Source organism: Kitasatospora sp. NPDC058492 (assembly GCF_042720685.1).
Taxonomy (GTDB): Bacteria; Actinomycetota; Actinomycetes; order Streptomycetales; family Streptomycetaceae; genus Kitasatospora.
Map to the genome: position 1 here is coordinate 1 of NZ_JBHXMU010000127.1, position 5,535 is coordinate 5,535.

Below are 5,535 nucleotides of genomic sequence, written 5' to 3' on the forward strand. Positions count from 1 at the left end.
CCGAGACCCCCCCGCCCCCCCCCAAGCTCCCAGCCCAACAATCCGGGGGGCGGCCACGGCGGCCGGGCGCCGTCGGCATTTCGGGGGGTCCTTCGCGGGCCCGGCCGCCCGGACGCCGTCCGCTCCACGGCACTCTGACGGAATCCGTACGCACCTTCGAAAGAACCCACCGCCCTTCCGCCGCAAGGCCCGGTATGGTCTGGGGTAACCGTGGACGCGGGGTTCCGGAGTCCCCTGCGCGAGGAGTCCCCAACGTGCTGATCACCCATGACACCGAGTGCGCACTGAGCATCCTCGTCGAGCTGCTCAACACCGCGCCCGAGGTGTGCGGCACCGAGCGGCTGCCGGACGTGGCCGCACTGGACGCCTTCGTGGTCGGCCAGGAGATCAGCGAGATCGACTCGCTGACCGAGAACGACCTGCGCAAGGTGCACGAGCTGCGCACCCGGCTGCGCGAGGTGTTCGGGACGGAGTCCACCGCCGAGGCCGCCGAACTGGTCAACCGGATCGTCGCGGCCGCCGGTACGACGCCGCGGCTGACCAACCACGACCACCACGACTGGCACATCCACTACTTCGCGCCGCACGCCGCGCTCGGCGACCACCTCGCCGCCGAGCTGGGCATGGCGCTGGCCTTCATCCTGATGGCGGGCGAGCGGGAGCGGTTGCGCCGCTGCGAGGCGCCGGACTGTGCCCGGGTCTTCGTGGACCTCTCCCGCAACCGCTCCCGGCGCTACTGCGACAGCCGCACCTGCGGCAACCGGCTGCACGTCGCCGCCTACCGGGCACGGCAGCGCTCGGCGGAGGCCGTGCCCTCCGCCTGACGCCGACCCCCACGGGGGTTCGAGTGCCGCGTTCGGATGCCGCTCAGATGCCGCGTTTGCGGAGGATCTCCTCGATGTCGGAGAAGTCGCCGAGGCCGTCGTCCCGCTTGCCCCCCGCGGGCTTGCCCGTCACCGGCTTCTTCGGCGGCGTGGCGGCCACCGCCGGGCGCTCGGGCGCGGCACCGGCGGCCGCCGGGCGGTCCGGCGCGGCGTCCACGGCGCCCCGGCGGCCCAGCCAGCGCGTCGTCACCAGCAGGAGCGCGGAGAGGCCGAGCAGCACGATGCCGGTCCAGACCCGGGGGTCGAACACCAGCCTCGTCGCCCAGTCGGCGAACTCGCTGCCGATCGTCCGGGCCACCGGGAACAGGCCGGTCAGGTAGAGCCCGGCGGGCACCAGGGCCACCGCGAACCAGCGGGTCGCGGACAGGAACCGCCGCCGGTAGGCCCGCAGGCCGGCCACGGCCACCCCGCCCGCCGTGAGCGCGAAGCTGATCGCCGCCGTCAGCACGGCAGCACTCCTTCGCTTCCGGTCGTCCTGGTCATCACTGCCTCCCTGTCGGCCTTCGCAGGGGCGCACCGTCGGCCGGAGCGGGCGCCCACTAGTGAAACACTGGGGGAATGATCGATGGTTCCCTCCCCCGGCTCGAGTTCTGGTGCGACCTCCAGTGTCCGGACTGCCGCACCGCGCTGGACGACGTACGGGCACTGCGCGCGCGGTACGGCGACGCGCTGCCCGTCGAGGTCCGCCACTTCCCGCTGGAGAAGCACAAGCACGCCTACGCGGCCGCGGAGGCCGCCGAGGAGGCGTTCGCGCAGGGGCTGGGCTGGCCGTTCGTGGAGGCGCTGCTGGCCCGGACCGAGGAGTTGGACGCCCGCGGGCAGCAGGTGCTGCTGGAGGTGGCCCGGGCCGTCGGGGTGGACGCCGAGGAGGTCGACACCGCGCTGATCGACGGCCGGCACATGCTCACCGTGGACGCCGACCAGGCCGAGGGCCGGGCGATCGGGGTCACCGGCACGCCGACGTACGTGATCGGCGGGCAGCGGCTGGACGGCGGGCAGAGCCAGGACGGCCTGCGGGACCGCATCGTGGCCGCCATCGAGGCGGCGGCGGGTTCCTGACGTCACGTCGGGTCACAGCGGCTTTCCGTAGATGCGGTTGGTGACCCGGTAGCCGAGCGAGGCGTAGAGGCGGATCGCGACCTCGTTCCCGGCGAACACGTTGAGGCCGAGGTCGCGCACGCCGGCGGCCAGGCACTCGCGTTCGGCGAGCAGCATCAGCGTGCGGCCGTGTCCCCGGCCCCGGTGGGCCGGGGACACCTCGACGGTCATCACCCAGGCGAGCGGCCCGCCGTTCGGCAGGTCGCGCCGGTGGAAGTCCACCCAGAGCGAGCCGAGCGGCTCGGCTTCGCCGTCCGCGCGCAGGCGGCGCAGGGCGACGCCGGGGCTGTCGGCGCCCTGCGGGAGCTGGCGCCGGTGGTCCAGCTGGGACCGGGCGCGGGCCTGCTCCTCGCTGAGCCCGGACTCCACGAGCGAGCGGCGGTAGCCCCGCGCGGCCCGGTCGAGCCAGGCCTGGAACTCCGGGGGCTCGATCCGGTCGGCGGTGATGCCGGCGGGCAGGGCGGGGGCGGTGGTCAGCCGCTTGGCCAGGTTCCGCATCCGCTCGGTGTAGCCGAGGGTGGCGGCGAGCCCCCGGGCGATCCGCGCCGTCTCGGGGATGTTGGCGTCCACCCGGGTGCAGTCCCAGCCGCGCAGCACCTCCTCCGCGGCCAGCGCGCCGAACGTGCCGCGGCCCCGACCCCGACCTTCTCTGACCTCCAACTCCGATATCTCGCCCCAGAGTTGGCTGCCGTGCGGGATGGCGGTGGTGCGCAGCGCGCCGACCTGGCGGCCGTTGGCGCAGATCTGCCAGCGCCTGGTGCGGCCGCCGGCGTCGGTGGGTGTCTCCGGGCCCTCGGGGCGCAGCGTCGTGGTCATGTGGTGGTCCCTTCCCCGCGCCCGGGCCCCTATGCCCGGGTTGCCGTTGCGGGGATCACGGGTCGAGGTCGTCGCCGCTGCGTTCGGCGAAGACGGCCATGGCCTTGGCGGTGACGGGGCCGATGCCGGGCAGCTCGCGGTCGTCCACCCGGGTCACGGCCTGGACGTCACGGGTGGTGGAGGTCAGGAAGACCTCGTCGGCGTCCTGGAGGGCGCTGAGCGGCAGGTCGACCTCCTCGGCGCCGCACCAGTCGACGACCAGCTGCCGGGTGATGCCGGCCAGGCAGCCGGAGGCGAGGGTGGGGGTGAGCAGGCGGCCGCCGAGGACGACGAAGACGTTGGAGCCGGTGCCCTCGCAGAGCAGGCCGACGGTGTTGGCGAACAGGGCCTCCGAGGCGCCGGCGCGGTGGGCGGCGGCCAGGGCGACGACGTTCTCGGCGTACGAGGTGGTCTTGAGGCCCGCGACGGCGCTGTGCTCGTTGCGGCGCCACGGGACGACGGCGGCGGCGGTCTCGTCGGGGCGGCGGTTGATCGCGCCGAGGGCGACGACGAGGGTGGGGCCGGCGGTGCCGCGCTCGGAGCCGAGCGGGGAGGTGCCGCCGGTGTAGGTGACGCGCAGGCGGCCGAGCGGGGCCGGGTTGGCGGCGAGGACCTGGGCGCAGGCCTCGCGGACCAGGTCGTGGTCCGGGTCGGGCAGGCCGAGGCCGCGGGCGGAGCGGGTGAGCCGGTCGAGGTGCCGGGTGATGGCGAAGGCCCGGCCGTCGGTGGCCTTCAGGGTCTCGAACACCCCGTCACCGGTGGTGAGTCCGTGGTCGAGGACCGAGACGGCGGCGTCGGCGGAGTCGACGAGCGCCCCGTTGACCCAGCTCGTGGTCGGGTTCTGCATCGAGGGCTGCTCCTTGGGCGGGGTGGGGGCGGGGCGGTTCATGCCCCCGTCGGGTCGGTGTCGCTGCCCGACGCTATCGCGACCAGGCGGGCGGCCTTCAGTTCGGTTTCCGCCCACTCGCGGTCGGGGTCGGAGCCCCAGGTGATGCCGGCGCCGGTGCCGAAGCGCAGCACGGGCGCCTCGGGGTCGGTCCGGTCGAGCCAGAAGGTGCGGATGCCGACGGCGAGTTCGCCCTCGCCGCGGTCGGCGTCGACCCAGCCGACGGCGCCGCAGTACGGGCCGCGCGGGGCGGTCTCCAGGGCGTCGATGATCCGCAGGGCGCTGGACTTGGGGGCGCCGGTGACGGAGCCGGGCGGGAAGGTGGCGGCGAGCAGCTCGGGCCAGCCGGCGCCCTCGCGCAGGGTGCCCTCGACGGTGGACACCAGGTGGACCAGGCCGGGGTGCTTCTCGACGGCGCACAGGTCGGGGACGGTGACGCTGCCGGTCGCGCAGACCTGCCCGAGGTCGTTGCGGACCAGGTCGACGATCATCACGTTCTCGGCGTGGTCCTTGTCGAGGAGGTCGTCCTCGGTGCGGCCGGTGCCCTTGATCGGGCCGGAGGAGACGGTGCGGCCGGTGCGGCGCAGGTACAGCTCGGGTGAGGCGGTGGCGATCTCGACGCCGTGCCCGGGCAGGCGGATGGTGCCGGCGTAGGGGGCGGGGTTGCCGTGGGCGAGGAGGCCGGTGAGGGCGTCGACGTCGCTGCGGGCCGGGTCGGGCAGCGGTGCGGACAGCACGCGGCAGAGGTTCGCCTGGTAGACCTCGCCGGCGGCTATGTGCTCGCGGATGCGGCGTACGCCCGCGGTGTAGGCGGAGCGGTCCAGGGAGCTGTGCCAGTCGCCGGCCTCCGGTCCGCGCCAGCCGGCGCCCGAGGGCGGCGCGGGGGCGGGGCGGACGTCGTCGAAGCGGGCGCAGGTCAGCCGACCCTCGAAGTCGTAGGCGACGGCCCAGTAGCCGGTGGAGTCCAGGGCCGCCGGATCCGAGGTGACGTCACGCAGGCCGGTGGCCAGGCGGCCGCCGAAGCGGGCGAGCGGGGTGCTGGGTTCGGTGGGGCCGGACACGGTTCTCCTGCGCGGTGGTCCTGGGCGGCGGTGCCTGAAGTGTAGGTCGGGGGCGCGGGCCCGGCGCGGGGGTGTGACTCGGGGGTGTGAGCAGCGCCCGGCGTCGCGCGGGTGTGCGCCGGGTGGCCTGCGGATGATCGTCCGGAAGCGCCGCAGGTGGCGGCCGGTGGCCGGGTCGAGGGGTCGGCGGGGAGGCGCTCGGCGGGCATCCCATCGGCACGCTGCGGGAACGGATTTTTAGCTGGCCCAGGAATCCGCTAGAGTTCAACACGTCGCCAGGGAGCGCAGCCGAAGAAAAGCGGTGAAGGTCCCGGGAGACAGGCGGACGTGGCTCAGTTGGTAGAGCATCACCTTGCCAAGGTGAGGGTCGCGAGTTCGAATCTCGTCGTCCGCTCGATGGAGAACAGTGTAAGATCGTTCTTCGTGTGTTGCCTGGTGGAGTGGCCGAGAGGCGAGGCAACGGCCTGCAAAGCCGTGTACACGGGTTCAAATCCCGTCTCCACCTCCGAGAGGTTCGACCGGTTCCGGCCGGAAGACCTCCCCGCGCGATTAGCTCAGCGGGAGAGCACTACCTTGACACGGTAGGGGTCACTGGTTCAATCCCAGTATCGCGCACGTCGGATCCTTCGGGGTCTGCTGCAGGACCGCCACACCAGGCGCGATTAGCTCAGCGGGAGAGCACTACCTTGACACGGTAGGGGTCACTGGTTCAATCCCAGTATCGCGCACGTCGGATCCTTCGGGGTCTGCT

The 5,535-nt window shown here is 73.6% G+C and carries 6 protein-coding genes and 4 tRNA genes; 6 read left to right on the plus strand and 4 right to left on the minus strand.

The features are described 5' to 3' along the window. The first annotated feature begins 254 nt into the window (after nucleotides 1–254). Nucleotides 255–824, plus strand: a complete 570-nt coding sequence (locus ACFWPI_RS39130) for a CGNR zinc finger domain-containing protein (protein ID WP_063346822.1) — start codon at nucleotides 255–257, stop codon at nucleotides 822–824. A 43-nt stretch (nucleotides 825–867) separates the two neighbouring features. On the opposite strand, the gene ACFWPI_RS39135 is transcribed toward ACFWPI_RS39130, so the two are convergent. Next, entirely contained in the window at nucleotides 868–1,332 is a 465-nt protein-coding gene (locus tag ACFWPI_RS39135) for a hypothetical protein (protein ID WP_380380922.1), read from the minus strand. A 110-nt stretch (nucleotides 1,333–1,442) separates the two neighbouring features. Here ACFWPI_RS39135 and ACFWPI_RS39140 point away from each other — a divergent pair, with 110 nt between their 5' ends. Then, complete coding sequence (locus ACFWPI_RS39140) at nucleotides 1,443–1,943, plus strand: DsbA family protein (protein WP_063346824.1); 501 nt, start codon at nucleotides 1,443–1,445, stop codon at nucleotides 1,941–1,943. A gap of 12 nt (nucleotides 1,944–1,955) precedes the next feature. On the opposite strand, the gene ACFWPI_RS39145 is transcribed toward ACFWPI_RS39140, so the two are convergent. Genes ACFWPI_RS39145 through ACFWPI_RS39155 form a run of 3 tightly spaced genes read right to left on the minus strand, consistent with a single transcriptional unit; the run spans nucleotide 1,956 to nucleotide 4,784 of the window. Continuing rightward, complete coding sequence (locus ACFWPI_RS39145; protein WP_380380920.1) at nucleotides 1,956–2,798, minus strand: GNAT family N-acetyltransferase; 843 nt, start codon at nucleotides 2,796–2,798, stop codon at nucleotides 1,956–1,958. A gap of 55 nt (nucleotides 2,799–2,853) precedes the next feature. Continuing rightward, a complete protein-coding gene (locus tag ACFWPI_RS39150; RefSeq protein ID WP_380380924.1) occupies nucleotides 2,854–3,684 on the minus strand; it encodes an aminotransferase class IV in 831 nt (276 codons plus the stop codon). A gap of 38 nt (nucleotides 3,685–3,722) precedes the next feature. Then, nucleotides 3,723–4,784 (minus strand): chorismate-binding protein, encoded by a 1,062-nt coding sequence (locus ACFWPI_RS39155; RefSeq protein ID WP_063346827.1) that lies wholly within the window; start codon nucleotides 4,782–4,784, stop codon nucleotides 3,723–3,725. A gap of 321 nt (nucleotides 4,785–5,105) precedes the next feature. On the opposite strand from ACFWPI_RS39155, the gene ACFWPI_RS39160 reads away from it, so the two are divergent. The 4 genes from ACFWPI_RS39160 (at nucleotide 5,106) to ACFWPI_RS39175 (ending at nucleotide 5,512) form a co-directional block, all read left to right on the plus strand. Continuing rightward, nucleotides 5,106–5,178 (plus strand) — tRNA-Gly (locus ACFWPI_RS39160). 40 nt (nucleotides 5,179–5,218) lie between these two features. Then, nucleotides 5,219–5,289, plus strand: a tRNA-Cys gene (locus ACFWPI_RS39165). 38 nt (nucleotides 5,290–5,327) lie between these two features. Beyond that, nucleotides 5,328–5,399 (plus strand) — tRNA-Val (locus ACFWPI_RS39170). 41 nt (nucleotides 5,400–5,440) lie between these two features. Further along, a tRNA-Val gene (locus tag ACFWPI_RS39175) sits at nucleotides 5,441–5,512 on the plus strand. Nucleotides 5,513–5,535 lie beyond the last annotated feature (23 nt).

Coding starts and splice junctions, on each gene's coding strand:
- ACFWPI_RS39150 (WP_380380924.1), bottom strand. CDS start 3,684: ATGCAGAACCCGACCACGAGCTGGGTCAACGGGGCGCTCGTCGACTCC.
- ACFWPI_RS39140 (WP_063346824.1), top strand. CDS start 1,443: ATGATCGATGGTTCCCTCCCCCGGCTCGAGTTCTGGTGCGACCTCCAG.
- ACFWPI_RS39145 (WP_380380920.1), bottom strand. CDS start 2,798: ATGACCACGACGCTGCGCCCCGAGGGCCCGGAGACACCCACCGACGCC.